Annotated in this window: 26 protein-coding genes; 14 read left to right on the top strand and 12 right to left on the bottom strand. The window is 63.1% G+C overall.

The window, feature by feature from the left end:
* Positions 1 to 9 precede the first annotated feature (9 nt).
* Positions 10 to 234: a hypothetical protein gene (locus tag AC0L2X_RS07555; RefSeq protein ID WP_473599538.1), complete on the top strand. Its 225-nt coding sequence runs from the start codon at positions 10 to 12 to the stop codon at positions 232 to 234.
* An 85-nt stretch (positions 235 to 319) separates the two neighbouring features.
* On the opposite strand, the gene AC0L2X_RS07550 is transcribed toward AC0L2X_RS07555, so the two are convergent.
* The 4 genes from AC0L2X_RS07550 to AC0L2X_RS07535 all read right to left on the bottom strand — a co-directional run bounded on the left by AC0L2X_RS07550 (position 320) and on the right by AC0L2X_RS07535 (position 2,966).
* Positions 320 to 574: a DUF680 domain-containing protein gene (locus tag AC0L2X_RS07550; RefSeq protein WP_473599537.1), complete on the bottom strand. Its 255-nt coding sequence runs from the start codon at positions 572 to 574 to the stop codon at positions 320 to 322.
* Between the two features lie 189 nt (positions 575 to 763).
* Positions 764 to 1,405: a TetR/AcrR family transcriptional regulator gene (locus AC0L2X_RS07545; RefSeq protein ID WP_473599536.1), complete on the bottom strand. Its 642-nt coding sequence runs from the start codon at positions 1,403 to 1,405 to the stop codon at positions 764 to 766.
* Between the two features lie 211 nt (positions 1,406 to 1,616).
* A complete protein-coding gene (locus tag AC0L2X_RS07540) occupies positions 1,617 to 2,111 on the bottom strand; it encodes a MaoC family dehydratase (RefSeq protein WP_473599558.1) in 495 nt (164 codons plus the stop codon).
* A gap of 39 nt (positions 2,112 to 2,150) precedes the next feature.
* Positions 2,151 to 2,966: an SDR family oxidoreductase gene (locus tag AC0L2X_RS07535; RefSeq protein ID WP_473599535.1), complete on the bottom strand. Its 816-nt coding sequence runs from the start codon at positions 2,964 to 2,966 to the stop codon at positions 2,151 to 2,153.
* Positions 2,967 to 3,307: 341 nt separating this feature from the next.
* Between AC0L2X_RS07535 and AC0L2X_RS07530 the strand changes: the two genes are divergently transcribed.
* Complete coding sequence (locus AC0L2X_RS07530; RefSeq protein ID WP_352488700.1) at positions 3,308 to 3,448, top strand: hypothetical protein; 141 nt, start codon at positions 3,308 to 3,310, stop codon at positions 3,446 to 3,448.
* Between the two features lie 35 nt (positions 3,449 to 3,483).
* Here the strand turns inward: AC0L2X_RS07530 and AC0L2X_RS07525 are convergent, their stop codons facing one another.
* Complete coding sequence (locus AC0L2X_RS07525) at positions 3,484 to 4,311, bottom strand: MurR/RpiR family transcriptional regulator (protein WP_352488701.1); 828 nt, start codon at positions 4,309 to 4,311, stop codon at positions 3,484 to 3,486.
* A 145-nt stretch (positions 4,312 to 4,456) separates the two neighbouring features.
* Between AC0L2X_RS07525 and AC0L2X_RS07520 the strand changes: the two genes are divergently transcribed.
* The 12 genes from AC0L2X_RS07520 (at position 4,457) to AC0L2X_RS07465 (ending at position 18,851) form a co-directional block, all read left to right on the top strand.
* Positions 4,457 to 5,281 (top strand): N-formylglutamate amidohydrolase, encoded by an 825-nt coding sequence (locus tag AC0L2X_RS07520; protein WP_352488702.1) that lies wholly within the window; start codon positions 4,457 to 4,459, stop codon positions 5,279 to 5,281.
* A 22-nt stretch (positions 5,282 to 5,303) separates the two neighbouring features.
* Positions 5,304 to 6,866 (top strand): amino acid permease, encoded by a 1,563-nt coding sequence (locus AC0L2X_RS07515; RefSeq protein WP_352488703.1) that lies wholly within the window; start codon positions 5,304 to 5,306, stop codon positions 6,864 to 6,866.
* A gap of 84 nt (positions 6,867 to 6,950) precedes the next feature.
* The gene (locus AC0L2X_RS07510) at positions 6,951 to 8,321 is read left to right on the top strand and encodes a glutamine synthetase family protein (RefSeq protein ID WP_473599534.1); all 1,371 of its coding nucleotides are present in this window, start codon (positions 6,951 to 6,953) and stop codon (positions 8,319 to 8,321) included.
* 182 nt (positions 8,322 to 8,503) lie between these two features.
* On the top strand, positions 8,504 to 9,892 hold the full coding sequence (locus AC0L2X_RS07505; protein ID WP_473599533.1) for an aldehyde dehydrogenase family protein: 1,389 nt from the start codon (positions 8,504 to 8,506) through the stop codon (positions 9,890 to 9,892).
* A 17-nt stretch (positions 9,893 to 9,909) separates the two neighbouring features.
* Positions 9,910 to 11,082, top strand: a complete 1,173-nt coding sequence (locus AC0L2X_RS07500) for an iron-containing alcohol dehydrogenase (protein WP_023719041.1) — start codon at positions 9,910 to 9,912, stop codon at positions 11,080 to 11,082.
* A 232-nt stretch (positions 11,083 to 11,314) separates the two neighbouring features.
* Positions 11,315 to 12,421, top strand: coding sequence for an ABC transporter substrate-binding protein (locus tag AC0L2X_RS07495; protein WP_352469502.1), 1,107 nt, complete (start codon positions 11,315 to 11,317; stop codon positions 12,419 to 12,421).
* Between the two features lie 64 nt (positions 12,422 to 12,485).
* Positions 12,486 to 13,400, top strand: a complete 915-nt coding sequence (locus AC0L2X_RS07490; RefSeq protein WP_376703246.1) for an ABC transporter permease — start codon at positions 12,486 to 12,488, stop codon at positions 13,398 to 13,400.
* Positions 13,397 to 14,188: an ABC transporter permease gene (locus tag AC0L2X_RS07485; protein ID WP_473599532.1), complete on the top strand. Its 792-nt coding sequence runs from the start codon at positions 13,397 to 13,399 to the stop codon at positions 14,186 to 14,188. Before AC0L2X_RS07490 ends, AC0L2X_RS07485 begins: the two co-directional genes overlap by 4 nt.
* Positions 14,189 to 14,204: 16 nt before the next feature.
* The gene (locus AC0L2X_RS07480; protein ID WP_473599531.1) at positions 14,205 to 15,269 is read left to right on the top strand and encodes an ABC transporter ATP-binding protein; all 1,065 of its coding nucleotides are present in this window, start codon (positions 14,205 to 14,207) and stop codon (positions 15,267 to 15,269) included.
* A 163-nt stretch (positions 15,270 to 15,432) separates the two neighbouring features.
* Positions 15,433 to 16,983 carry a cation:proton antiporter gene (locus tag AC0L2X_RS07475; protein ID WP_352620344.1) on the top strand — a complete coding sequence of 517 codons (1,551 nt, stop codon included), beginning with the start codon at positions 15,433 to 15,435 and terminating at the stop codon, positions 16,981 to 16,983.
* A 100-nt stretch (positions 16,984 to 17,083) separates the two neighbouring features.
* Entirely contained in the window at positions 17,084 to 17,998 is a 915-nt protein-coding gene (locus AC0L2X_RS07470) for an endonuclease/exonuclease/phosphatase family protein (protein ID WP_473599530.1), read from the top strand.
* Between the two features lie 7 nt (positions 17,999 to 18,005).
* On the top strand, positions 18,006 to 18,851 hold the full coding sequence (locus AC0L2X_RS07465; protein ID WP_352465875.1) for an EamA family transporter: 846 nt from the start codon (positions 18,006 to 18,008) through the stop codon (positions 18,849 to 18,851).
* Here AC0L2X_RS07465 and AC0L2X_RS07460 read toward each other — a convergent pair whose 3' ends face one another.
* Genes AC0L2X_RS07460 through AC0L2X_RS07430 form a run of 7 tightly spaced genes read right to left on the bottom strand, consistent with a single transcriptional unit; the run spans position 18,852 to position 26,130 of the window.
* Positions 18,852 to 19,163, bottom strand: coding sequence for a Dabb family protein (locus tag AC0L2X_RS07460; protein ID WP_473599529.1), 312 nt, complete (start codon positions 19,161 to 19,163; stop codon positions 18,852 to 18,854). It lies immediately after the preceding gene.
* 10 nt (positions 19,164 to 19,173) lie between these two features.
* Positions 19,174 to 20,802, bottom strand: coding sequence for a GMC family oxidoreductase (locus AC0L2X_RS07455; RefSeq protein WP_473599528.1), 1,629 nt, complete (start codon positions 20,800 to 20,802; stop codon positions 19,174 to 19,176).
* Between the two features lie 29 nt (positions 20,803 to 20,831).
* Positions 20,832 to 21,593, bottom strand: coding sequence for a 3-ketoacyl-ACP reductase (locus AC0L2X_RS07450; protein WP_473599527.1), 762 nt, complete (start codon positions 21,591 to 21,593; stop codon positions 20,832 to 20,834).
* Positions 21,590 to 23,104, bottom strand: a complete 1,515-nt coding sequence (locus AC0L2X_RS07445) for a GMC oxidoreductase (RefSeq protein ID WP_473599526.1) — start codon at positions 23,102 to 23,104, stop codon at positions 21,590 to 21,592. Before AC0L2X_RS07445 ends, AC0L2X_RS07450 begins: the two co-directional genes overlap by 4 nt.
* Before the next feature lie 5 nt (positions 23,105 to 23,109).
* Positions 23,110 to 24,225 (bottom strand): ABC transporter ATP-binding protein, encoded by a 1,116-nt coding sequence (locus AC0L2X_RS07440; RefSeq protein ID WP_473558581.1) that lies wholly within the window; start codon positions 24,223 to 24,225, stop codon positions 23,110 to 23,112.
* A 4-nt stretch (positions 24,226 to 24,229) separates the two neighbouring features.
* The gene (locus AC0L2X_RS07435) at positions 24,230 to 25,174 is read right to left on the bottom strand and encodes a carbohydrate ABC transporter permease (protein ID WP_473558579.1); all 945 of its coding nucleotides are present in this window, start codon (positions 25,172 to 25,174) and stop codon (positions 24,230 to 24,232) included.
* On the bottom strand, positions 25,171 to 26,130 hold the full coding sequence (locus AC0L2X_RS07430) for a carbohydrate ABC transporter permease (protein WP_473599525.1): 960 nt from the start codon (positions 26,128 to 26,130) through the stop codon (positions 25,171 to 25,173). Before AC0L2X_RS07430 ends, AC0L2X_RS07435 begins: the two co-directional genes overlap by 4 nt.
* Between the last annotated feature and the right edge of the window lie 43 nt (positions 26,131 to 26,173).

Raw genomic sequence — 26,173 nt, 5'->3', positions numbered from 1 at the left:
AGAATGCAAATGCCGTCGAACTCCGCGCCGAAGTCGCCGGCCAAGACGCCGGCTGTGCGCTCTTTCGAAAACGAGCAGCGCACCGGGACGGATATTGAAGAGGAACTCGAGGAAGGCCTCGAGGATACGTTTCCAGCCAGCGATCCGGTGTCGATCACCGGAACGGCCATTCCCGGCGCACCGGCAAGACCCGGCAGGCCCAAAAGCGTGGCAGGACAGAAGCGTAAGAAGTGATCTGGACGGCCTGATAAGCAGGGCTGACGCCGGCACGATGGGCGGCCGGAAATTTCCCGCCGCCCTTTCGGTTCCTCACGACGTATTATCGCCCGGTCGGCTCAGAAGCTGCTTGGCAGATCCAGGGGTCGATGCCGATGCCGAGCCTCGGGCCCTTGCTGCCGGCCTTGTGGGTCGCGGCATCGGCGTTTTCAAGCGATCCGGTCGGCGCGCAATCGAGCTTCACATCGGCCTTGGTGTCGACGCAGGCCGCTTCCTGCTTGGCTGGCTGACTGCTGCCGGCAAATGCGGCGCCAGAGAGCGCCAGCAGGGCGGCGAGCGTGAGGATTGCCTTCTTCATGGTCAGTCTCCGGTTCCAGTTATTCAACTCGTACATGTACGGTATTGCGTACAGATACGGCTATGACTTACGGAGTTCAAGCAAAATCGTACATGTACAGAGAAGTTGAGCGCAGGAATTGCCGAACACTCGGTGCCGGAGCGCGGATCGTTCGGAGAAGATCCTACAGATCGGGAGAAGCGCTGCTCTTCAGCAATTGACCGGCGGCGTCAGCGGCGCGATCTCGTGCGCGGCAATGGCTTCGAGCATGATGTCGCCGACCCGTGTGATGAACGTCGTCTGGTCGCCGAACGGGTAGAACGGGAAGGTGATCAACAACGAGATGGCGCCGTGGCCAACTGCCCACAGCATGGTGGCGATGGCGCGTGGATCGCCTCTGAGCCTGCCCGCGGCAACGCAGGCTTCGACCCTCTCGATCAGCACTTTCATCGCCGGGTTGCCGCTCTCCATTTCGGCGAAGGTCTTTCCGGCTGGCGGCCTGACTTTTTCGGTCATGAAGACGGTGCGGTATTCGTTGGGATTTTCCAGCCCGAAGGCGGCGTATTCGACAAGCACCGCCTTGAGCGCCTCGATCGGGTCGTCGGCCGTATGATTTGCGATGCGCCTGGCCAAGGTCTCGAACGCATCCTCGGCCAGCGCGAACAGGATGTCCTGCTTGTCGGCGAAATAGGAATAGACGGACATGGGCGCATAGCCGACGCGCTTGGCGAGCTTGCGGATGGTGAGGCCGTCATAGCCTTCTTCCTGGACAAGCTTGTGCGCGGCATCGACAAGTTCGGAACGCAGTTCGGCCTTTTGTTTTTCGCGGCGCTCCTGGACGCTTAGCTGCAACTTTCTACTGCCTTATGACTGATGGCTGGATGCAGCATATATACGCTGTACGGCGTCGGGCAAGGGTGGCACGAAGCAGAAGCTTGACTGTCACAAAACGATATAGCCCGGCAACACTGCGCTGCAGGTCAGTCGTCACATGAAGTACGTCGCGGCCGAAGCCAAATAGATTTGGCACAGATAGATTTGGACTTCTCCGTCTGACGAACAGTCAAACCGCTTCCGGCTGGCGTTCGATCAGCGTCAGCGTCAGCCAGCGTGCCGTCAGCGCCGGTTTTTTCGAGCCCTCGATCTCGATCGTCACGTCGTGCGCAGTCTGCACCCAGCCCGACGGCCTGACCTTGACGTCGGCCAGCACGAAGCGGGTGCGGATGCGCGAGCCGGTCTTCACCGGCGCCAGGAAGCGCAGCGAATCGAAGCCGTGATTGACGCCCATCTTGCTGTTTTCGAGTGGCGGCATGGTTTCGAAGGTCATCGCCGACAACAGCGAAAGCGACAGGAAGCCGTGCGCGATGGTACCGCCGAACGGCGTCTCGCGGCTGGCGCGTTCCGGATCGCAATGGATGAACTGATGGTCGTCGGTGGCATCGGCGAACTGGTCGATCATGCGCTGGGTGACCACCCGCCATGGCGACACGCCGACTTCCTTGCCGATATTGGCCAGAAGCACATCGAGACTGATCGGTTCCACGCTGATGTCCTCCATCGTCACCCCCGGCATTTCACTCGCCGGATGGCGTGCGTCTCATTCCTTGAACAATGTCAGCCCGTGTTGCACCGACTGCCCGCCATCGATCGGCAGGATGGCGCCGGTGACATAGCTGCCGGCACGGCTGCACAAATAGAGCGTTGCGCCGGCAATGTCATCCGGTGCGCCGACGCGGCCGATCGGAACGTGGTTGCCGACATGTCTTGCCTGGTCCTCGGTGCCGGTCGCGAAGGCCGTCATCCGGCTCTGGAAAGGGCCGGGCGCAAACGCGTTGACGGTGATGCGGCGGCCGGCGAGCTCGATCGCCAGGATGCGTGTCAGGTGGTGAACCGCGGCCTTCGAGGCCGAGTAGGAGTAAGCGTCTTCGGCCAACGGCTGCGTGCCCATCACCGATCCGAGATTGATCACCCGTGCCGGGTCGGCATCGCTGGCGGCGGCTTCGAGCAGAGGCAGCAATTCGCGCGTCAGGTGGAAGACCGCGGTAACGTTGACGCCGAACACCTTGGCCCAGGCATGGTAGGGAAAGCTTTCCAGCGGCGCGCCCCAGGAGATGCCGGCATTGTTGACCAGGATATGCAGCCGCTCGGTCCGCGCCCTGACCTCGGCAACGAGCGCCGCGATGCCGGCCTCGCTGGAAACGTCGGCGGCGAAACCCTCGGCCCGGCCGGAGGCGCCAAGCCCGTTCAGTTCGCCGGCAACCCTGACGCAGTCCTCGCCCTTGCGCGAGGCGATCATCACGGTGGCGCCGGCCTTGACCAGCGCGGTCGCCGCCATGCGGCCGATGCCGGTCGCGGCGCCGGTGACCAGCGCCGTCTTGCCGGCGACTGAGAACAGCTCGTCCAGATAGCTCATCGAATTCCTCCGCGCAGTTCACCGCGCTTTTGACTGGTGGTTCAAGGAAGCGGCTTCACGTCGACAAGGCTAGCCGAACTACGATCATCCTTGCCATGGGTAAAGTAGCTGGGGCGATGGCACGCTCAGCGGCTGAATGGTTAAGCCCGAAATGCAAGATGTTCATTCGGCCGTGACATGGGTCGGATGAATGATGCGGCCATCCCCGTTAGCGAGCACCTTTGTAAGCTGTTCATTTCGCGTGTGAACCAGTCGTCATTACTCCTCCGCCCAAGCCGCAGGCGGGTCTTGAGGAGTCGGGAGGGTGGCCGAGCAGTGGGGCGAGACTGACGTTCGTATTCGTGGACGTGGACTATGCTTTCAAGGCGAAAGCTATGGGTAAGAAACAACGCACGGTCCTGCTGGCAGCGGTCTTTGCGTCTGTCTTTGGCATTTTTTTGCTGATCCTGATCCTGCAGATGGTCAGTTTTTTGGTTGACTAGGCACGGCCAGGAGGGTGCCATTCCGAAAACCTGCGCTACCGCAGGCTTTCCAGTTCGCGGATGCGTTTGGCGCCGTCGGCCTCGAGCTGCCTTGTGACGGCGCCGATCAGCGTTTCGGCAACGACGAAAAGTGCGGCGGATGAGTCCCAGGCCGAAGGCACGGCAGTGCGCCCGGCGATGACGTGACGGGCGAAGCGGGCGATCGGCGACAGCCACTGGTCGGTAAACAGCACTATCTGCACGCCGCGCTGGTTGGCGGTCTCGGCGAAACGGACCAGGCTGTCCTGGTAGCGCCTGATGTCGAAGATCACCAGCACGTCGCGCTTGCCCATGTCGATCAGCCGGTCGCGCCAGACGCTTTCCTGGCCGGCGAGATGGAAGACGTTGGGTTGGATGATAGCGAGGTGGGCGGCCATGTAGCGCGCCAGAGGGTCGGTGAAGCGGCCACCGATCAGGAATGTCTTGCCGCGCCGGTCGGCCAGCTTGGCGACAATGTCGGCAAGCTGCTTGTCCGAAAGGTGCCGGAAGGTCTCGCGCATATTGTCCAGCGTCGCCTCCAGCATCGGCGACACGGCACTGCTGCCCGGCGACGGCGGATTGAGCGTCCGTGACGCCGGCGACTGCAATTGCGCCGCCAGCTCATCCTGCAGCGCCGACTGGAATTCCGGATAATTCTGGAAGCCGAGCCGGGCGACGAAACGCAGGATCGTCGGCGACGATACGCCGGCCGTGGTCGAGAATTCGGCGACCGTCTTCAGTCCGATCAGCGGATAGCTGGCGATCAGCGTTTGCGCTGCGCGCCGCTCGCCGGCCGGCATGGTGCCGATGCGGTCGGAGATCAGTTCGGCAATGCTGGAAACCATGTTTTTCCCCACCCTGGCCGGGCCGTTACCGCGTTATCGAAATCGCGTTTGACAAAGCCGGGCAAACTGTATGAAATCATCCGCAGGGACGCAATGAGGCAAAATACGTAACATACGATACAGCGCTCCCTGGGGACAGCAGACAATGGAGACAGCACGGCCCGCCAGCCTTGCATCGCCTGAAACCGTAAGGGTGACGAACCCCGGCGGATCAAGCCCTTTCGTGCTGACCTGCGATCACGCCTCCAATTTCCTGCCGCCGGAATTCGGAACGCTCGGCCTTGCCGCCGACGAGCTTTCTCGCCACATCGCCTGGGATCCCGGCGCCTTGCCGGTGGCGCGCCGCATGGCCGAGGCGCTCGATGCGACGCTGGTCGAGACCTGCGTCTCGCGGCTCGTGATCGACTGCAACCGGCCGCTCGATGCGCCGGACCTGATAGTGACGGTCAGCGCCAGCGAAAAAACCGTGATCCCGGCCAACCAGGGGCTTTCCTCAGACCAGCGGCAGGCGCGCATCGCGCTGGCTTGGCAGCCGTTCCACGACCGGATCGCGACGATCATCGACGAACGCCAGGCGGCCGGGCGAGAAACCAGACTGGTCTCGATCCATTCCTTCACACCGGTCTACAAGGGCAGCAGCCGGCCCTGGCACATCGGCATCATCCATGACGAGGACCGCCGGCTGGCGGCGCCGCTGATCGCGGCGCTGCAGCAGCTTGCCGGCATCACCGTCGGCGTCAATGAACCCTATTCGCCGGCCGACCGCGTCTATTTCACACTGGAACGCCATGCTCGCGCGCGCGGGCTGCCCTGCGCGATGATCGAAATCCGCAACGATGAGATTTCCGGCGCAGCCGGGCAGCGGAAATGGGCGGATCTGCTCGCGGGTATTTTTCTCAATCTGGAGCCCGAAGCGGCCAAGGCCTCCAGACCAAGCGCAGTCGGAAAGTCAGTTCAATCGGCCAGCTAAGAAACCAAAAGGGGACTTCAAAATGGTAGCACCGGGTTACAGCGAAGTTGACAAGAAGGAGGACCTGAAAGTTCTCCACGGAATGGGGTATGCCCAGGAACTATCGCGAAGCATGAGCCGCTTCTCGAATTTCGCGATCTCGTTCTCGATCATCTGCATTCTCTCGGGCGGCATCAATTCCTTCGCGCAGGCGACGTCGTCGATCGGTGGCGCGGGCGCTGGCATCGGCTGGATCGTCGGGTGCATGGTTTCAGGATTTTTCGCGCTCGCCATGGCCCAGATCGCCTCTGCATTTCCGACCGCCGGCGGCCTTTATCACTGGGCGTCGATCCTCGGCAATCGTTTCACCGGCTGGCTCACCGCGTGGCTCAACCTGCTCGGCCTGATCACCGTGCTCGGCGCCATCAACATCGGTACCGCTTTCTTCTTCGTCGGCACGTTCGGCGGAGCCTTCGGCATGACCGGTACGCCTGGCGAGATCGTCGGGTTTGTCGCCTTCATCACCGTGCTGCAGGCGCTGCTCAACCATTTCGGCATCAAATTGACGGCGATGCTGACGGACGCCTCCGGCTTCCTGATCCTGGCAACGACGGCGGTGCTGATCGTCGCTTGCCTGATGTTTGCTCCAGCGATCGACATCAGCCGGCTGTGGACGTTCACGAACTATTCGGGCGATGCGGGCGGCGGCGTTTTCCCGCAGTCCGATTCCATGACTTATCTCTTCCTGCTCTGCCTGCTGCTGCCAGTTTACACCATCACCGGCTATGACGCCTCGGCGCATACTTCGGAAGAAACGTTGAGGGCGGCGCACTCGGTTCCGCGGGCGATCGTTTCGTCGGTGCTCTGGTCGTCGCTGATCGGCTGGGTGATGCTGTGCGCGATCGTACTGGCGATCCCGGATCTGGCGGCCGGCGCCAAGCAAGGCTGGAGCGTGTTCTTCGCGACGATGGACGCCATCTTGCCGGCATGGCTGAAGACACTGCTCTATCTAGGCATCCTGATCGCTCAATTCCTTTGCGGCCTTGCAACGGTCACTTCCGCCTCGCGCATGCTGTTCGCCTTCTCGCGTGACGGCGGCATGCCGGTCGGCTCGGCCTCGCTCGCCAAGGTCAGCCCGGCCTGGCGCACGCCGGTCAATGCGATTTGGACGGCTGCGGTCCTCGAGATCATCTATGTCTTTCTTGCCCAGTTCATCTCGGTCGGCGGCACGAACATCTATACCATCGTCGTCAATTCGACATTGGTGTTCCTGTTTCTGTCCTTCATCATTCCGATCGTGCTCGGCATGATGGCTTTCGGAACGGAGAAATGGCCGCATCCCGGCCCGTGGAATCTCGGCGCCGGCCTGTTCAAGCTGTTTTGCATCCTGTCGGTCATCGGCATGGCGATCATCTTCTACATCGCCATCCAGCCGCCGAACGATAAAGTGCTCTATATCACGCTGGGCTTCATTGTACTGACCGCGGTGCTTTGGTTCGGTTTCGAAGCCCGCCGCTTCCAGGGTCCGCCTATTGGCGACCAGATCGCAAAGCGCCAGGCGGCGATCAAGGCAGCCGAGATAGCCGTCGGCGAAGCTGGCGCCTGACGCTCTCTCACGGCCATGGCCGGCATCGCGCCGGCCATGGTTTTCGTTCCCTTTTCAAACGACAAGCGCTGGAGTGCCAAAGGAATGGCCGGAAATTTCTCGTTCGATCAGTTGAAGCAAGCGGTCTCCAGCGGCGAGGTCGACACGGTGCTGGCCTGCATCGTCGATATGCAGGGGCGGCTTGCGGGAAAGCGGTTCCTGGCCCACTACTTCGTCGATTCCGCGCATGACGAGACGCATGGCTGCAACTACCTGTTGGCCGCCGACATCGATATGGAGCCGGTGCCCGGCTACAAGGCGGCGAGCTGGTCGAAGGGCTATGGCGATTTCGTCATGAAGCCGGACCTTGCGACGCTGCGGCGCGTCCCGTGGCTGGAGAAGACGGCGCTGGTGATCTGCGACGTGCTCGACCACCATACCCATGACGACCTAGCGCATTCGCCGCGCGCCATGCTGAAGAAGCAGGTCAAGCGGCTGCAGGAACGCGGCTATATCGGCTATTTCGCTTCCGAGCTCGAATTCTATCTGTTCAGCGAAACCTACGATTCCGCCCGCAAGAAGCACTGGCAGGGCCTCGAGACGGCATCGCCCTACATCGGCGACTACCAGATCGGCATCACCACCAAGGAAGAAGGCGTCATGCGCCGGCTGCGCAACGAGATGGAGGCGGCCGGCATCCCGATCGAGAATTCGAAGGGCGAGTGGGGTCCCGGCCAGGAAGAGATCAATGTCCGCTACGCCGAGGCGCTCGACATGGCCGACCGCCACGTCATCCTGAAGAACGGCGCCAAGGAAATCGCCGAGTCCGAAGGCAAGGCGATCTCGTTCATGGCCAAGTACAACTACGGGCTTGCCGGCAGTTCCAGCCACATCCACAATTCGCTGTGGAGCGCCGACGGCAAGACGCCATTGTTCTACGACAAAAATGCCGAGTGGACGCTGTCGACGCTCGGCCAGCAATGGGCCGCGGGCCAGCTCAAATATGCCAAGGAATTCACCTGGTTCCTGGCGCCCTACATCAACTCCTACAAGCGCTTCCAAGCCGGCACCTTTGCGCCGACCAAGATCATGTGGAGCGAGGACAACCGCACCGCCGGGTTCCGTCTGTGCGGCGAAGGCACCAAGGGCATCCGCATGGAATGCCGCATCGGCGGCGCCGATTTGAACCCCTATCTGGCCTTCGCCGCTCTGATCGCGGCCGGGCTTGCCGGCATCGATGAAAAGCTTGAACTGCAGAAGCCCTTCGTCGGCGATGCCTACCAGGCCTCGCAGCTGCCCGAAATTCCAAAGACATTGCGCGATGCCACCGCGACGCTGGCGGAATCGAAAATGCTGAGGCAGGCGCTCGGCGACGATGTGCTGGAACATTATGTCCACACGGCACACTGGGAACAGTTCGAGTACGACCGCCGGATTACGGACTGGGAACTGCACAGGGGGTTCGAGCGGTATTGAATGGCCTGGCAATGTCGGCGCCGCCCGCCCCTCACCTTTACCCTCTCGTGAAGAACGGGCAGAGGGGGTCGCCAGCGCTGGAGCTTGTCCCTTCTCCGTCACTATAGGCGGAAAGGTGCCGGCAGGCGGATGAGGGGCGGCGTGACCAACGAGAATTATTGTAGAATGCGAGGACCCAAGGCATGACCGAAACGGTCAAGATAAAATCCCCCATCGACGGTTCGATCTATGCCGAACGGCCTCTGGCGACGGACCAGGCGATCGGTGCCGCAGTTGAGCGCGCCAAGGCGGCGCAGGAGAAGTGGGCTGAGACGCCGGTCGTCGAGCGCGGCAGGTACATGCTTGCCATGCTGGAAGCGCTGGTCGCCATGACCGACGAGATCGTGCCGGAGATCGCCTGGCAGATGGGCCGGCCGGTGCGCTATGGCGGCGAGTTCGGCGGCGTCAGGGAACGCGTCTCCTACATGGTCGAGATCGCCGAGGCGGCCCTGAAGCCGGTCATGGCCTCCAACCCGAAGGACGGCTTTCGCCGCTATGTGAAGAAGGTTCCGCTCGGCGTGGTCATGGTGATCGCGCCGTGGAACTATCCTTATCTCACCGCCGTGAACACGATCGTGCCGGCGCTGATGGCGGGCAGCGCCGTCATCCTCAAGCACGCGGCGCAGACATTGTTGGTCGGCGAACGTTTTCAGCAGGCGTTCGACAGAGCCGGCCTACCCAAGGGGCTGTTCCAGAACCTCGTCATGAACCATGCGCAGACCGAAAGGCTGCTCGGCTCCGGCAAGATCGACCACGTCAACTTCACCGGCTCGGTCGCCGGCGGCCGCGCCATCGAAAAGGCGGCGGCGGGCACCTTCATGACGCTCGGCCTCGAACTCGGCGGCAAGGATCCGGCCTATGTCCTGCCGGACGCCAAGATGGACCATGCCGTTGCCAATCTGGTCGACGGCGCCTTCTACAATTCGGGCCAGTGCTGCTGCGGCGTCGAGCGCGTCTATGTCCACGAGAAGGTCTATGATGAATTCGTCGAGGGCTTCATCGCCGAGACCACGAACTACGTCGTCGGCAATCCGCTCGACCAGGCGACCACCATGGGGCCGATGGCGCAGGCGCGCTTCGCCGACCTGATCCGCGAGCAGAAGGCCGAGGCGCTGCGCAAGGGCGCCAGGGCGCATATCGATATGAAGGTGGCCAACGACAGGCAAGGTTCGCCCTATCTGGCGCCGGAAGTGCTGACCCAGGTCGACCACCAGATGAGCGTCATGCGCGAGGAAAGTTTTGGCCCGATCGTCGGCATCATGAAGGTGCGCAACGACGAGGAAGCGATCGCGCTGATGAACGACAGCCCTTATGGGCTGACGGCCTCGATCTGGACGCGCGACACCGACCATGCGGCGGCGATCGGCGATCGCGTCGAGACCGGCACCGTGTTCATGAACCGCTGCGACTATCTCGACCCGGCGCTGGTCTGGACCGGCGTCAAGGACACTGGCAAGGGCGCGGCACTGTCGGCCATCGGCTACGACAATCTGACCAGGCCGAAATCATACCATCTGCGCGAAACCATCTGATTTTCTGAAAGACAAAAATGACAAAACTCGTTTCCAAATGGAATTACCCGACGACCGTCCGCTTCGGCGCCGGGCGCATCAAGGAGCTGCCGGAGGTGTTGGCGGCGACCGGCATCAAGCGGCCGCTGTTCGTCACCGACCCGGGACTGGCCAAGCTGCCGGTGGTGGCCTCGACGCTGAAGATCCTCGACGACGCCAAGGTGCCGTATGGCGTGTTTTCGGAGGTCAAGCCGAACCCGGTGGATTCCAACCTGACCGCCGGCATTGCCGTGTTCAAGAAGGGCAAGCATGACGGCGTCATCGCCTTTGGCGGCGGCTCGGCGCTCGACCTCGGCAAGCTGATCGCCTTCCAGGCCGGGCAGACACGTCCGGTCTGGGATTTCGAGGATGTCGGCGACTGGTGGACACGCGCCGATGCCGATGCGATCGCGCCGATCATCGCCGTGCCGACCACGGCCGGCACCGGCTCGGAAGTCGGCCGCGCCGGCGTCATCACCAACGAAGCGACCCATACCAAGAAGGTCATCTTCCATCCGAAACTTTTGCCGGCGATCGTCATTGCCGATCCGGAACTGTCGGTCGGCATGCCCGGCTTCATCACCGCCGGCACCGGCATGGATGCGCTTGCCCATTGTCTCGAAGCCTATTGCGCGCCGGGCTATCACCCGATGGCAGACGGCATCGCGGTGGAAGGCATCAGGCTGGTCTTCGAAAACCTGCCGAAAGCCTATGCCAACGGCAAGGATCTGGTCGCCCGCGCCAACATGATGAGCGCCGCCGCCATGGGCGCCGCCGCCTTCCAGAAAGGGCTTGGCGCGATTCATTCGCTGTCGCATCCGATCGGTGCGCTCTACGACACCCACCACGGTATGACCAACGCGGTGTTCATGCCCTACGTGCTGGCCTTCAACCGCGAGGCGATCGAGCCGCGCATAGCCCGGCTCGCCGCCTATTGCGGCATCAAGGGCGGCTTCGACGGTTTTGCCAAGGCGATCGTCAAGCTGCGCAAGGAGCTCAAGGTTCCGCACGCACTACCCGGCCTGATCAAGGGGCTCGACATGGACAAGAAGCGCAAGGGCCTGATCGCCGACATGGCGGTGGTCGACCCGACCGCCGGCGGCAACCCGGTCAAGCTGACCAAGAAGGCGGCGCTGACGCTGCTCGAAAACGCCATCGCCGGCGCCGTCTGAGGCATCGGAAATCGACTTGGGGAAAGAGGCGAAGAAAGGGGGAAGGATGAAAGGCAAGGCCGAAACTAGTTAGCCGGAAAAATAACGGCGTAGCGATTGCTACAGCCGGTTAAAAAGAGTTTACTTTTTCGTACTGCGGGGCGCCGGTTTCACAAAGCTTTCATCTGGCTGTCACACGAAAACGATACCGCATCGCAGGCGTCCAACGGCGTCAGTTCAACGGAGAGAACACATGTTCAAATTCACGGGAAAACTGCTTTCCCTTTCGGCCGTCGCCCTGATGGCGACCTCTGCCATCTCGTCGGCCCAGTCCATGGATGAACTGGTCGCCGCAGCCAAGGCAGAAGGCCAGCTCACCACCATCGCGCTGCCGCATGACTGGTGCGGCTATGGCGCCGTCATCGACGGCTTCAAGGCAAAATATCCGGGGATCACTGTCAACGAGCTCAACCCCGATGCCGGCTCCGGCGACGAGGTGGAGGCGATCAAGGCCAACAAGGACAATAAGGGCCCGCAGGCGCCCGACGTCATCGACGTCGGCCTGAGCTTCGGCCCGACCGCAAAGAAGGATGGCCTGATCCAGGCTTATAAAGTATCAACCTGGGACTCGATCCCGGACAGCGCCAAGGATGCCGAAGGCTTTTGGACCGGCGACTATTACGGCGTGCTTTCGTTCCTGGTGAACAAGGACCTGGTCAAGGAAGCGCCGGCCGACTGGGCCGACTTGCTGAAGCCGGAGTTCGCCAATACCGTGGCGCTCGCCGGTGACCCGCGCGCTTCGAACCAGGCCATCCAGGCCGTCTATGCCGCCGGCCTTTCCGGCGGTGCGGCTGCCGGCGAAGCTGCCGGCACGGCTGGTCTCGACTTCTTCAAGAAGCTCAACGCCGCCGGCAATTTCGTGCCGGTCATCGGCAAGCCCGCGACGCTTGCGCAAGGCCAGACGCCAATCCTGGTGACCTGGGATTATAACGCGCTTGCCGGCCGCGATACGCTGAAGGGCAATCCGCCGGTCGACGTCGTCGTGCCGAAGACCGGCGTCGTCGCCGGCGTCTACGTTCAGGCGATCAGTGCCTACGCGCCGCACCCGAACGCTGCCAAGCTATGGCTGGAGTATCTCTATTCCGACGAAGGCCAGATCGGCTGGCTGAAGGGCTATTGTCACCCGATCCGCTTCAACGACCTCGCCAAGAACGGCAAGCTCCCGGCTGACGTGATGGCCAAGCTGCCGCCGGCCGAGTCCTATGCAGCCGCGGTGTTCCCGACGCTCGACGAGCAGGGCAAGGCCAAGGAAGCCATCACCAAGAACTGGGATGCCGTCGTCGGCGCCAACGTCAAGTAAGACTTGAGATCAGCCGGGCGGCTTCAATCGCCGCCCGGCATACCTCCAGGACGGTAGCCGGCGCATGACCGATATCTCGTTGTCCGATCACGCTGTTGCCGGGAAGACCGCGCCTCCTGCCGACGCCCGCAGCATGAGGCTGCCGACGCAATGGCTTGGCGTTGCGCCTTTCTTCATCTTCGCCGTCATGTTCCTGATCCTGCCGACACTCTATCTGATGCTGGGCGCATTCCGGAACGATGCCGGTGAATTCACCTTCGAAAACATAGCGGCCTTGGCGCAGCCGTCGATCGTTGCCGCCTACTGGATCTCAATCAAGGTCAGCCTCGCGTCGTCGCTGATCGGTGCTTTCGCGGGGCTTGCCATTGCCATCGCCATCGTGCGCGGCGGGCTGCCAGAGTGGATACGCTCGGCGACACTGACCTTCTCCGGCGTGGCCTCCAATTTTGCCGGCGTGCCGCTGGCCTTCGCCTTTCTCGCGACGCTTGGCCGGCTCGGGCTCGCCACGGTGCTGCTCAACGTCTTGGTCGGCTTCAACATTTATGCCCATGGTTTCAACATCCTGTCGTTCTGGGGCCTGACGCTGACCTATGTCTATTTCCAGATCCCACTGATGGTGGTGATCATCGTGCCGGCGATCGATGGGCTGAAGAAGGAATGGGGCGAAGCGGCGGCAACGCTTGGCGCGACCCAGGCGCAGTTCTGGCGCATGGTCGTCATTCCGGTGATCTGGCCAAGCTTCCTCGGCACCGTCATCCTCTTGTTCGCCAACGCCTTCGGTGCCATCGCCACCGCTTACGCTCTGACCGGCTCCTCGCTTAACATCGTCCCTATCCTGCTCTACGCGCAGATCCGCGGTGACGTGCTGCACAATGCCCATCTCGGCTACGCCATCGCCTTCGGCATGATCGTCATCACCGGGCTGGCCAATGTCTTCTACATCTGGTTCCGGACACGCTCTGAGAGGTGGCTCAAATGAAGTCCAGCAGATTCTGGGCCTGGATCGTCTTCGCGCTGGGCGCGGCCTATTTCTTCATTCCGCTGATCGCGACCGTGGAATTCTCCATGCGCATGCGGCGCGGCGCCTATTCCTTCGATGCCTATCAGGTCGTGCTCGGCGATCCCCGCTTCCAGGCGACCTTCATCTATTCGGTGGTCGCCGCCATCTTCACCATCGTCCTTGGCGTGCTGGTGGTTGTGCCGGCGGCGTACTGGATTCGCCTGCGGCTGCCGCAGCTCAGGCCCGTCGTCGAGTTCATCACGCTGCTGCCGCTGGTCATTCCCGCCATCGTCATCGTCTTCGGCTACATCAGAATGTACGGGTCGAACTCACCGCTGCCGTTCCTGGCCAGCGAGACAGGAGCCAATGCCTTGCTGGTCATCGGTTATGCGACACTGGCGCTGCCCTATATGTATCGCGCCGTCGACACCGGGCTTCGCACGATCGATGTGCGGACACTGACCGAGGCGGCGCAGATCCTCGGCGCCGGTTGGGGCACGATCATCACCCGGGTCATCCTGCCCAACGTGCTGATCGCGGTGCTGTCGGGCGCCTTCCTGACCTTCGCCATCGTCATCGGTGAATTCACCATGGCCAGCCTGCTCAACCGGCCTGCCTTCGGACCCTATCTGCAGAACGTCGGCGCCAATCGCGCCTACGAGCCGGCGGCGCTTGCCATCATCGCCTTCGCCATCACCTGGGGCTGCATGTCGCTGATCCAGATCCTGTCGCGCTTCGCGCCGCGATCGGCGAACCGTCCGAACTGACCCCAAGGAAAAAGCCATGACCGAGCCATTCCTCTCAATCCAGCATGTGCGAAAATCCTTCGGCCCCATCACCGTGGTGCAGGATTTCAACCTCGACGTCGAGCCGGGCGAATTCGTCTCCTTCCTCGGCCCGTCGGGCTGCGGCAAGACGACGGTGCTGCGCATGGTCGCCGGCTTCGAGGAACCATCGGCCGGCAAGATCGTCGTGGCCGGCAAGGACATTACAAGGCTGAAGCCCAACCAGCGCAATGTCGGCATGGTGTTCCAGGCCTATGCGCTGTTCCCGAACCTGACAGTGGCGCAGAACATCGGCTTCGGGCTGAAGGTCGCCGGCATGCCGAAGGCCGATGCCGACAAGCGCGTCGCCGAAATGCTCGACATCATCAAGCTGCCGCAGATGGGCGACCGCTATCCCTACCAGCTCTCTGGCGGCCAGCAGCAGCGCATCGCGCTGGCGCGGGCGATTGCGCCGAAGCCGAAGCTGTTGCTGCTCGATGAGCCGCTGTCGGCGCTCGACGCCAAGGTGCGCGTATCACTGCGCGAGGAAATCCGCTCGATCCAGAAGAAGCTCGGCATTACCACCATCTTCGTCACCCATGACCAGGAAGAGGCGCTGTCGATCTCCGACCGCATTGCTGTCATGCATGGCGGCAAGGCCGAGCAAGTCGGCACGCCGTTCGAGATCTACAACCGGCCGGCATCCAAATTCGTCGCCAATTTCGTCGGCACGCTGAACGTGCTCGAAGGCACAGTCACCGACGCGGCATCGGGCAAGGTGCGCGTCAACTCGCAAGAGGTCTCGCTCAAGGGCAAGCTCAACGGCTCGAAGTCCGGCGACACGCTGTCGCTGGCGCTGCGTCCGGAAGCAATCTCGCTCGGCCGACACCCCGGCCACGATTCCAGCCTTTCGGGCGAAATCGCGGAGGTGCATTTCCTTGGCTCGGTCATCCGGGTGCGCGTCGGCATCGGCGGCAGCACGGTCTCGCTCGACACGTTCAACAGCCCGGCCACGCCGCCGCCGGCCGTCGGCGAAAAGGCCGAGATTTCGTTCTCGTCGGGCGACATGCTGGTGCTGCATTAGGGGAAGAGTGAATGGTGAATAGTGAATAGTGAATGGTGAATAGTAAGAATGCGCCTTACGGCCGAAATTTCTCTGTTGCGCAACCATTCACCATTCACCATTCACCAGCACCGTGGCCGTTTTTTGCAGTGCCAATCGCCCGGCTTCACCGCTACCATAACGCATGGCGCTCTTTGAACTCACCCTTGTCCTGCTTCTTATCGCGGTCGCCCTGACCGCGCTGTCGCGGCGTCTGCAGATTCCCTATCCTTCATTGCTGGCGCTGGCCGGCGCCGGCATCGCCTTCCTGCCATTTGCACCGACCATCGAGATTGACCCGGAGCTGGCGCTCGCTCTGTTCATCGCGCCGGTTCTGCTCGACGCGGCCTATGACACGTCGCTGCGCGATCTCAACCGCTACAAGGTTTCGCTCATCCTGCTGGCGCTGGGCGCCGTCATCTTCACCACGGTGACGGTCGCGCTGGTCGGCTGGACGATGGCAGGCCTGCCCATCGCCGCCGCCATAGCGCTTGGCGCGATCGTGGCGCCGCCCGATGCCGTGGCAGCCGCGGCCGTGCTCGGACAGTTCAAGGTGCCGCACCGCATCACCGCCATCCTGGAAGGCGAGAGCCTGCTCAACGACGCCACGGCGCTGCTGATCTACAGGATGTCGGTTTCCGCAGCCGCGGGCTCCATCCTGTTGAGCAGCGCCGTACCGATGATCCTGCTGTCGACGGTCGGCAGCCTTGCCGCAGGCTATGTGCTCGGCCGGTTGTCTCTCGCCATACTCGGCCGCATCGACGACCCGGCGAGCGGCACCGTGGTGCAATTCGCCTCAACCTTCGGCGTCTGGATCCTGGCCGACAGAATAGGGCTTTCCGCCATCATCACGATCGTCGTCTATGCCATGACGATCGCACGTACATCGCCGCGCCGCATGCCGGCAAGGAATCGTGTCAGCTCCTACTCGGTCTGGGAGACGGCAGTGTTCGTGCTCAATGTCCTGGCCTTCGTCCTGATGGGCCTGCAAGCGCGATCGATCGTCGGCCGGCTTGCGGAGCAAGGGCAAAGCGAGGCGTTCGTCTTTGCCCTGGCCGTGCTGGCCGTCGTCATCGTATCGCGGCTCGTCTGGGTGCTGGGCTGCGGCGCGATCCTCAGAGCGCTGGCACGTCTGGGCGACGAGGACAGGCGGAAGGACGCACCGACATTCCGCGGCGGCGTGCTCATCGGCTGGTGCGGCATGCGCGGCCTGGTGACGCTTGCGGCAGCCTTCGCCCTGCCGGCCGACTTTCCGGGCCGTGATCCGATCGTGCTCGCCGCTTTCACGGTCGTGCTCGGCACATTGGTGCTGCAAGGCGTCAGCCTGAAACCGTTGCTGCTTCTGCTCAATCTCGACCTCGACCGGACGGTCGACCGGGAGGTGGCGCAGGCGCGCGTCGCCATCATGCAGGCGGCGCTGGACGTGCTCAGCGGTAAGACATCGAGCGCGGCAGGCGCGGTGCGAGAGCAATATGCCGCCCAGCGCGCCATCGCCGAAAACCCGGAGGATGCCCAGGCGGCGACCGAGTATGACAGATTACGTCTTTATGCCATCAAGAGCCAGCGCGATGCGCTGGAGCGCTTGCGCATCGACGGAACGATCGGCGACGAGGCCTACCACCGCCTCGAGGAAGAGATCGACTGGTCGGAACTGGCAGCATCCCCGCCCGGTCGGTTCCAGCCATTGACGACTTAGGACGCCCTAAGCCGCTGGCCCAAACCCGCTGCGTCTCGCTGCACATTGCAAGGCTGTCGGCGAACGGCTACTGCCACTAGGAAATTGAGCCGGATAAGCAATGAAGCTGGTCAGCTACAACATCCAGTACGGCTTCGGCAGCGATGGCCGCTACGACCTGGCGCGCTGTGCCAATGTCGTGGCCGGTGCCGACATTATCGCCTTGCAGGAGGTGGAACGGCACTGGCGGCGCAGCAATGAGGACGACCAGCCGGAACTTCTTTCGCAATTGCTGCCCGACTATTATTGGGCCTATGGCCCGGCCTTCGACATGGATGCCAGCGAGCGGCGTGACGGCCGCGTCGCCAACCGGCGGCGGCAATTCGGCACCATGGTTCTGTCGAAGCTGCCGATCGTCTGGTCGCGGCTGCATACGCTGCCGCTCAGGCGCACGCTGCGGCCGCTCAACACCCGCAACGCGGCACTCGAATGCATGGTCCGCACCCCCGCCGGTCCGGTGCGGGTGCTGTCGTTGCATCTGGCGCATATCGCGGCCGAGGAGCGGCTGGAGCAGATCGACTATTTGCTCGCCGAGCATCGCCGCGCCCCGTCCGAAGGCGGCCCGTGGAGCGGCGCCGACGATGAGCCGGCGCGCAACTGGAGCAATGGCGAACAGGAGCCCGAAAACCCCTTGGCGGCGATCTGGATGGGCGACTTCAACATGGAGCCAGGCAGCGCCGAGTACCGGCGCATCGTCGGCAGCACGCCCTATCATCGCGGTGCCGCCTATCTCGACGGTCTTGTCGATGCCGCCGCCGTCGCCATAGAAACGACAACGGATTTCCAGACCCATGTGAAGACCATCGACGGCAAAGTGGCAAAGCGCCGGCTCGACCATTGCTTCGTCGGCGGCATGTTTGCGGGGCGCGTGCGCTCGGTCAGTGCCGAAATCGGCCAAATCGCCTCCGACCATTTTCCGCTCTGGGTGGATATCGACCTGGAGACGCCGATCGCCATCGGAACGGGCGGCGGATGAACCGCCGATGAGCCTGTTTGTCTTTTTCGCGGTGCTCGCCGCCGCTTCCATGCATGCGATCTGGAACGCGCTGGTCAAGGTCCATCTCGACCGTTTCCTGTCGATCACGCTGATGACGCTCGGCATGGGTGCCGCGGCGCTGGTGACGTTGCCCTTTGTCGAGGTGCCGAAGCCGGAAGTGTGGCCGTACATCCTCGCCTCGGTTGTTTTCCACATGGGCTACAGGACGTTCTTGATCGGCGCCTACAAGGCCGGCGATTTCGCCCAGACCTATCCTCTGGCGCGCGGCACCGCGCCGTTGCTGGCCGCTTTGGGGGGCATTGTCGTCGTTGCCGAGATGCCGGCGCCGCTCGCCATCGTCGGCATCCTCTTGTTGTCGGCGGGCACGCTGGTGCTGTCGTTTCGCGGCGGCGCGCATCTGGAGAAATTGAACCTGCGCGCCGTCGGCTTCGCGCTGGGCACATCGATCTTCATCGCCAGCTATACGCTGTCGGACGGCAGCGGCGCGAGGCTGGCCGCCACCGCGTCGAGTTATGCGGCCTGGCTGTTCGTCTGCGATGCGCTGTGGGCGCTGGTGCTGTGCGTCGTCTTTCGCGGCCCACAGGCGCTGCCGGTGCTGGCGCGCGACTGGAAGGCAGGAATCTATACCGGCGTGCTCAGCGGCGGCGCCTACTGGATCGTGATGTGGGCGATGACCAAGGCGCCGATCGCCTCGGTGGCGTCGCTGCGCGAAACATCGATCCTGTTCGCCATGATGATCTCGGTGTTCGCGCTCGGCGAGAAGATGACGGCATGGCGAGGTGCCGCGGTGCTTAGCATCGTCGCCGGCGTCGTTGCACTGAGGATGGGATAGTCAGGCGATCTCCAGGTCAAAGACCATCAGCCCGTCGGTGCCGCCTTCGAGCGCCGCGACCAGTCTTGCGCCGGCTCGCTGATGCGCTTCATGCTCGAGATAGGCATCGCGTGCCGCTGCGTTGCGGAAGTCGATGGTGAAGCCGTGCGTGAAGCCGCGGGCGAAGGGTTCCGGGCTGGTATTGGCGCTGAATTCGACCTTGCCCATGCCGTCGATCACCGGCCGCAACGCTTCGAGATCAGCATGGATTGCCGTCCGCTCGGCGTCGGCGACATCGTTGCGGAATCTGACGAAGACACAGTGCCTGATCATTCTTTATCCCTCATGCCGCTCGGTTGGTGGAAAACACCGCCGGCGGCAGCGGCTCGCGGCCAAGGATCAGATCGGCGCCTTTTTCGCCGACCATGATCGTCGGCGCATTGGTGTTGGAGGAGGGGATGCGCGGCATCACGGAGGCGTCGCAGACGCGCAGGCCCTCGATACCGCGCAGCCTGAGATCGGGCGTCACCACGCTCATCGCATCGTGGCCCATGCGGCAGGTGCCGACCGGGTGGTGGTCGGTCTTGGAACTGCGGCAGGCGTAGTCGAACAACTCGTCGCCGCTCTGCAGGTCGGGTCCCGGCAGTACCTCGCGCAGCACATAGGGCTGCAGCGCCCTCTGCCGCATGATTTCGCGCGCCAGCCTCAGCCCCTTGATCGACATGTCGCGGTCATAGGGATCGGCCCAATAGTTCGGATCGATCAGCGGGCGGTCGGCCGGGTCGGCACTGTTCAGCCGCACCGTGCCGCGAGAGCGCGGGCGCAGGAAGGCCGAGTTCAATGTCACGCCCGGATTGTTCAGCTTCTCGACGCCGGCCTCGATGCCGGAGCCGAGGCCGAGATGCAGCTGGATATCGGGAGAGGCGGCGGTCGGATCGGCGTACCAGAAGCCGCCGGTCTCGAACAGGCTGGAGGCAACCGGGCCTTTCTTCAGGAGCAGATATTGCAGGCCGGCCCACGCCGTCCAATGCAGCTTGGCATAGTTGTCGTAGGTGTGGTCGCCGGTGCATTCGGCGATGACGAACAGATCGAGATGATCCTGCAGGTTGGAGCCGACGCCTGGCAAATCATGCACCGGTGTCACGCCGACCGCCTTCAGATGGTCGGCCGGGCCGATGCCCGACTGCATCAAAAGCTTCGGCGAGCCGATGGCGCCGGACGAGACGATCACCTCGCGTTCGGCGCGCAGGATCGTTGGCTGGCCGCCCGGCCTGTCGACGATCTCGACGCCTGCGGCGCGGCCCTTGTCGACGACGATGCGTGTCACCAGAACGCCGGTCCTGACGGTGAGATTCTTACGCTCGCGGATCGGCCGGAGATAGGCGACCGAGGCGGAGGAGCGCTTGGCGTCCTTCTGCGTCAATTGGTAATAGCCGACGCCCTCCTGGCTGGTGCCGTTGAAGTCGGGATTGAAGGGAATGCCCATCTCTTGTCCGGCACGGAAATAGGCCTCGCAGATCGGCAGCGGCGCGATCGGGTTCGACACGCCGAGCGGGCCCTGGTCGCCGTGAAAATCGTTGGCGTAGCGCTGGTTGTTCTCGGCGCGTTTGAAATAGGGCAGCACGTCGAGATAGCCCCAGCCGGCAAGGCCTTCTTCCTTCTCCCAGGCATCGTAGTCGCGGGCGTTGCCGCGCGTGTAGATCTGGGCGTTGATCGAGGAGCCGCCGCCGATCACCTTGGCCTGCGTGTACCGGAAGACGCGGTCCTGCATGTGCTTTTGCGGCACTGTCGACCAGCCCCAGGCGGCGATGCCCTTGGTCATCTTGGCAAAACCGGCCGGCATGTGGATCAGCGGATGCCAGTCCTTGCCGCCGGCTTCGAGCAGCAGCACCTGATGCGACGGATCTTCGCTCAGCCGGTTGGCGAGTACGCAGCCGGCCGGGCCGGCGCCGACGATTATGTAGTCGGTCATGGGATGTAGTCGATCATGGCGTCACCTGTTCATAACCTCGGCACCGACAGCGCGCCGTCGACATTGATGACTGAGCCGGTCGAAAAGCCGAGCTTGCCACCGGCGAGCGCCGCCACGGCGGCACCGATATCTTCGCTCTCGCCCCAGCGCATTGCCGGCACCAGCCCGCCGTCGATCAGCCCGTCATATTTGGCGGTGACACCGGCGGTCATGTCGGTGCGGATGATGCCCGGGCGCACCTCGAACACGGCTATGTTTTCGCTGGCAAGCCGCAGCGCCAGGTTCTTCACCCACATCGAAAGCCCGGCCTTGGAGATGCAGTAATCGGCACGTTCCGGCGAGGCCATGGCGGCGCTGACCGAGGTGATGGTGATGATCGATCTCGCACCATCGCTCGGCAGGCCGAGCATCGCTTTGGCAACGGCCTGGCCGAGGAATACGGTGCCGCGCAGATTGATGCCGAGCACCCGGTCGAAATTTTCCGGCTTGAGCTCGAGCAGGTCGCCGCGCAGGACGGCGCCGATGCCGGCATTGTTGACCAGGCAGTCGATGCGGCCGAAGGCATTCAATGCAGCATCGATAAGTGCCGCATGGCCACCGAGATCGGCGATGTCGCAGCGATGGTATGCGAATGCCGCGCCGCGCGCTGTAATGTCAGCGGCGAGCCCGTCGGCGGCTTCGTCGGCAAGGTCGGCGACGAGGATGTCGAAGCCGGAATCTGCGAGCGCTTTGGCGCAGGCAAGGCCGATGCCGCGCGTGCCGCCGGTGACGATCGCTGCCGGGCGGCTCATGTTGCAAGCTCCGTCTTGCGGATATGATCGGCGACGCGCAGCGCCTGTGCCGCGATCGATAGCGCCGGATTGACGGCGGCCGAATTCGGCAGGAAGCCGGCGTCGACGACGAACAAATTGCTGTGGTCGAAGGAGCGGCAGAACGGATCCAGCGGCGAGGTCGCTGGATCGTTGCCCATCTTCACCGTGCCGCACTGATGCGAGGGCGTGCGCTTGTCGAACGGTCGCGACAGCACGATCGGATAGCCGCAGGCGCGGAAATTCTCGCGCATCACCTTGGTCAGCCCGTCGAGCGACTGCATGTTGGAGCGCCGCCACTGCATGACGATGTCCTTGCCGTCGACCATGATGCGGCTCTCGGGATCGGGCAGGTCCTCGCACATCAGATACCAGTCGACGGCGTGGCCGGCCATGAAATCGAGCGCGAATTTGGGCGCGCGCCTGACATTGGCCTTGAGGATGTTGCCGTCGATCTTGCCGAGGAGCTGGACATTGCCGAGCGGCTTGCCGCCCTTGCCGTCGGATAGATAATAATCGTTCAGCATCAGCGTCTTCTGGTAGACGGATTTGTTCCGGCGGCGTGGATCGATCGCCAGCATGGCGCTCGAATTGTGGTTCATGAAGTTGCGGCCGACCTGGTCGGAGCGGTTGGCCAGGCCTTTGCCACCGCCTTTGCCCTCAGGGGTGGGCGAGCGCAGCAGGATGGCGGCGGAATTGACCGCGCCGGCCGATAGGATGACCAGCTTCGGCGCGACTTTCTTCAGCGTACCGTTCTGTCGATAATGGACGGCGGCGATTGTCCTCGCATCCGGCGATGCCTCGAGATGTTCGACGTGGGCGCCGGTCTCGAGCTTGATGTTCTGGTCGGCAAGGGCCGACGCCAGCGGCCCCGTTTGGGCGTCGACCTTGCCGGCACCGGTGTTGGGAAACGCGTCCCACGGCGTGCTGCCGTCTTTCAGCCAGGCTTCGATGTCGACGCCGAGCGGCAGCGATGCCGGGTGCAGACCCAGGCTCCTGAGCTCGGCGCGGGCGCGCGCGATCGGCGGCTCGTCGGGTACCGGCCCGAAAGGGTAGGGCATCGAGTGGAACGGCTCGGTCGGGTCTTCGCCGAGCGCACCGCGCACGCGGAAAAGCTGCTCGGCCGTGGAATACCAGGGCTCGAATTCCTCATAGGAAAACGGCCAAGCCGGCGAGATGCCGCCATAGTGCTCCATCTCCGAAAAGTCTTGCCTGCGGTAGCGGATCAGCACGGCGCCGTAGAATTTCGAATTGCCGCCGACATAGTAGTAATTGCCGGGATTGAACGCAGCACCTCCGGCCTCGAGCCACATCTCCTTCGGCCGATAATGGCCGTCGACGAAGATGGCGCGGGTGTCGCGTGCGTGCGGGGTTGCCGGCAGTGGTTCGCCGCGCTCCAGCATCAGGATCGAGGCGCCACTGCCGGCAAGGCCGGAGGCGATCGTGGCGCCGCCTATGCCGGAGCCGATGATGACGATGTCGGGATTTGTCATGGCCGTCAGACGATGCGTTTCTCGGTCGCCGGATCGAAGAACACCGCCTTGGTCAGGTTGAAGGCGAGCGGCGTGACCGTGCCGGGCTGGATGTTGGCATCGGCGCGCAGCCGCGCCACCACCGCCTTGCCGCCGAGATTGGTGACCGCGAACGTATCCGAGCCGGCCGGCTCGATGACCTCGATGTGACAGTCGGCGCGGGCGATGTTCGAGGCGTTGCGTTCGGCGCCCTCGGGATCGGTCAGTGCTTCCGGGCGAACGCCGAAGATGATCGGTTTGCCCTGGAATGCCGACAGGCCGGCCGGCGCATTGCCCAGCGGCAGCGAGATCGGCTGGCGCGCCTCGCGCTCCATGACGACGGAGAAGCCGCTGCCGTTGCTGCCGATCGTCGCCGGGATCAGGTTCATCGCCGGCGAGCCCATGAAGTCGGCAACAAACAGGTTGACCGGATTGTTATAGATTTCGGCCGGCGTGCCGAACTGCTGCACCTCGCCGTCGCGCATCACCGCGATCTTGGTGGCCAGCGTCATCGCCTCGATCTGGTCGTGGGTGACGTAGACGATCGTGGTGCCGGTGGTGGCGTGCAGGCGCTTGATCTCGATGCGCATGTCGACGCGCAGCTTGGCGTCGAGATTGGACAAAGGCTCGTCGAACAGGAACAGCTTCGGATCGCGCACTAGCGCCCGGCCCATGGCGACGCGCTGGCGCTGGCCGCCGGAAAGCTGGCTTGGCTTGCGCTTCAGCAAATGGCCGATCTGCAGGACTTTCGCCACCTTGTCGATGGCCTTCTGGCGCTCGCCGGCCGGCACGCCGCGCATCTCCATGCCGAAGGCGATATTGCCGGCCACCGTCATATTCGGATAGAGCGCGTAGCTCTGGAAGACCATGGCGATGTCGCGCTTGGAGGGGTGGAGATCGTTGATCGTGCGTCCGTCGACGCGGATTTCGCCTTCGGTGATGGTTTCCAGGCCGGCAATGGTGTTGAGCAGCGTGGACTTGCCGCAACCGGAAGGCCCGACCAGCACGAGGAAGCCGCCCTTTTCGAGGTCGAGGTCGATGCCTTTCAGGATCTCGACCGCTCCGAAACGCTTCTTCAACCCGTCAATTTCCAGAAAAGCCATGCGATTATCCTTTGACGGCGCCGGCCATCAGGCCGCGCACGAAATAGCGACCGGCGAGCACATAGACGAGGAGCGTCGGCAGCGCGGCGATCATCGCCGCCGCCATGTTGACGTTGTATTCGACGACGCCGGTCGAGGTGTTGACGACGTTGTTCAGCGCCACCGTCATCGGCATCACGTCGCCGGAGCCGGCATAGGCGGAGGCAAACAGGAAGTCGTTCCAGATGTTGGTGAACTGGTAGATCACCGTCACCACGATGATCGGCAGCGAATTGGGCAGCATGATGCGCCGGAAGATCTGGAAGAAGCTGGCGCCGTCGATCTGCGCCGCCTTCACCAGCTCGTTCGGAAACGCCTCGTAATAATTGCGGAAGAACAGGGTGGTGAAGCCGATGCCGTAGACGACGTGAACGAACACCAGGTTCACCGTCGGATTGCCGAAGCCGAAGGTGAGGCCGGTCGCGTTCTGCAGCTTGACGCCGAACCGGCCCAGGCTGCCGAGGATCGTTGCCATCGGCAAGAGGACCGACTGGAACGGGATGAAGCAGGCAAACAGCATCAGCCCGAACACCAGCGTCGCCCCGCGGAAGCGCCACTTCGTCAGCACATAGCCGTTTAGTGCGCCGAGCAGGGTCGAGATGACGACGGCCGGAACCACCATTTTGATCGAGTTCCAGAAATAGCCCTTCATGCCGACGCAGGTGAGACCCGAGCAGACTTCGCTCCACGCCCTTATCCAGGGCGCGAAGGTCGGCTCCTGCGGCAGCGCCAGCATGTTGCCGTTCTGTATCTCGTCCATGGTCTTGAACGAGGTCACCAGCATGACGAACAGCGGCATCAGGTAGAACAGCGCGAACAGCGCCAGCAGCCCGTAAATGACGATACGGTTGACCGTCCTGGCGCTGATACCGCCAGTGCTCTGGCGGGCAGGAGTGGCTATGGCGCTCATCGCGGCTTCTCCCGAAGCTCGGAATAGAGATAGGGAACGATGATGGCGGTGATGGTCATCAGCATGATCACGGCGCTGGCCGAGCCGACGGCCATCTCGTTGCGCTTGAAGGTGTACTCATACATGAAATTGGACGGCAGCCAGGCCGAGCCGCCCGGCCCGCCGCTGGTCAGCGCGACGACCAGATCGTAGGATTTGATGGCGAGGTGCGCGAGCACGATCAAAGCCGAAAGGAAGATCGGCCGCAGCATGGGGATGACGATGCGACGGTAGAGCTGGAACGTGGTGGCGCCGTCGATCTGCGCCGCCTTAAGGATCTCGCCGTCAATGCCGCGCAGGCCGGCCAGGAACATCGCCATGATGAAGCCCGACGCCTGCCAGACGCCGGCGATGACCACCGTGTAGATGACAAAATCCTTGTTCTTGATCCAGTCGAAATGGAAGCTCGTCCAGCCCCATTGGTGCAATGTCTGCTCGAGGCCGAGGCCGGGGTCGAGGAACCATTTCCAGGCAACGCCGGTGACGATGAAGGACAGTGCCATCGGGTAGAGATAGATCGGCCGCAGCACACCTTCGCCGCGGATCTTCTGGTCGAGCAGGATCGCCAGGAACAGGCCGAGCGCCAGGCAGATGGAAATATAGAGGAAGCCGAAAATCCCCATATTGGTGATCGATGTGTACCAGGAGGACGGCGGATCGCTTTCGAAAGTCCAGCGCCACAGCCGCTGATAGGCGCGTGGCCCGGTGATGGCGTAGGAAGGAAAGGTCTTGGAGTTGGTGAAGGACAGATAGATCGTCCACAGGATGAAGCCGTAGACGAAGACGATAGTGGCGGCGAAGCTCGGCGCCAGCACGAGCTTCGGCAGCGCGTCCTGAAGGCGCGAGCGCACCGTGGCGCCCGGACGGGCATCGTGCTCCGGCGTCAGCGTGATACTGGTTTCAGCAACTATGCTCATCTGTCCATTCCGTATCGCGGGTCCGGAATTCTGTCGTCGCGGC

This window comes from Mesorhizobium sp. WSM4828, assembly GCF_055811175.1.
The sequence above is the reverse complement of the archived record's forward strand: the minus strand, read 5'-3'. Positions and strand labels throughout refer to the sequence as shown.